The sequence below is a fragment of the Pseudomonas sp. genome, from assembly GCF_002796985.1.
Taxonomy (GTDB): domain Bacteria; phylum Pseudomonadota; class Gammaproteobacteria; order Pseudomonadales; family Pseudomonadaceae; genus Pseudomonas.
Map to the genome: position 1 here is coordinate 1 of NZ_PEKX01000031.1, position 1,677 is coordinate 1,677.

The 1,677-nt window shown below is 58.0% G+C and carries 1 protein-coding gene; it reads left to right on the forward strand.

Translation table 11 applies throughout. The features are described from left to right. The first annotated feature begins 72 nt into the window (after nt 1-72). Nucleotides 73-1,503: an IS1182 family transposase gene (locus CTR55_RS27345; RefSeq protein WP_290818480.1), complete on the forward strand. Its 1,431-nt coding sequence runs from the start codon at nt 73-75 to the stop codon at nt 1,501-1,503. Nucleotides 1,504-1,677: the final 174 nt, after the last annotated feature.

The window sequence follows — 1,677 nt, forward strand, 5'->3', positions numbered from 1 at the left end:
GGCCCAGACTGTGTAAAAACGTGGCCAGTGCCCTTGCTATGCTGCCGGTGGGTTTCATAGCGGGGGCACTCCATGAAGCGTTTCATCCAGGGCGAATATCGAGGCCAAACCACGCTACTGCCCGAGAGCCTGGATGATTACGTCGCGGACACCAACCCGGTTCGAGTAGTCGATGTGTTCGTCGATGAACTCGATCTCGGCAGGCTGGGCTTCGACGGTATCGTCCCGGCAGAAACCGGTCGCCCCGCGTACCACCCTGCCGTTCTGCTGAAGCTCTATATCTACGGCTATCTCAATCGCATCCAATCCAGTCGCCGGCTTGAGCGCGAGGCCCAGCGCAACGTCGAATTGATGTGGCTGACCGGACGTCTGACGCCGGACTTCAAGACCATCGCCAACTTCCGCAAGGACAACGGCAAAGCCATTCGTGGTGTCTGCCGGCAATTCGTGGTGCTGTGCCAGCAGCTCGGTTTGTTCTCCGAAGCGCTAGTGGCTATCGACGGCAGCAAGTTCAAGGCGGTCAACAATCGCGACCGCAACTTCACCAGTGCCAAGCTGAAACGTCGGATGGAGGAGATCGAGTCGAGCATTAATCGTTACCTGACGGCGCTCGATACTGCAGATCGTCAGGAGCCTGCCGTTGCCCAGGTCAAAGCCGAACGCCTCCGCGACAAGATCGAGACCTTGAAAGCCAAGATGCAGGAGCTCAAGGAAATCGAAGTTCAGCTCAACGACGCACCGGACAAACAGATTTCCCTGACTGATCCCGATTCGCGTTCAATGAAGACGCGTGGTACAGGAATGGTCGGCTACAACGTGCAGGCAGCAGTCGACGCGAAGCACCATCTAATCGTGACCCATGAGGTCACGAACGACGGCGTCGATCGAGATCAACTGAGCACCATGGCCAAGCAGGCGCGAGAGGCCATAGGCGTCGAGGAACTCTCGGTGGTCGCCGACAGGGGGTACTTCAAAGGCGAAGAAATCCTGGCCTGCCAGGCAGCTGGAATCACCGCTTTCGTACCCAAGGCGCTGACGTCGGGCGCGACAGCGGCAGGCCGCTTTGGCAAAGGTGATTTCATCTATGACGCAGCCAAGAATGAGTACTGCTGCCCTGCTGGGCAAAGCCTGATTTGGCGTTTCTCAAGCGTCGAGAAAGGGCTGAAGCTGCACCGTTACTGGAGTTCGAATTGCCAGGGCTGTGCGTTGAAGGAGCAGTGCACACCGAGCGCACAGCGGCGGGTGAGTCGCTGGGAACATGAGTCGGTGCTCGACGCGATGCAGTCCCGTCTGGATCAGGCACCGGAGATGATGCGCATCCGCCGCCAGACAGTGGAGCATCCTTTCGGCACATTGAAGGCCTGGATGGGCGCCACCCATTTCCTCACCAAGACGCTCGACAGGGTAAGCACGGAAATGAGCCTGCATGTGCTCGCCTACAACTTCAAACGGGTGCTGAACCTGCTGGGCAATAGTGCGCTGATAGCGGCAATGAAGGCCTGAAAGCCCATTGGCGGCCTCTGAACTCGTTGCGCAGCATCGCGGAAACCGTACTTGCCTGAATCAGCTGAATGAGTCGGATCGACATGTCAGAAGCTTATAGCGCCTCTGGGCACCGCTAAAGCAATCCAATAACCAGCTCTTCATCACCCGCTGCGTTTTTACACGGTCTGGGCC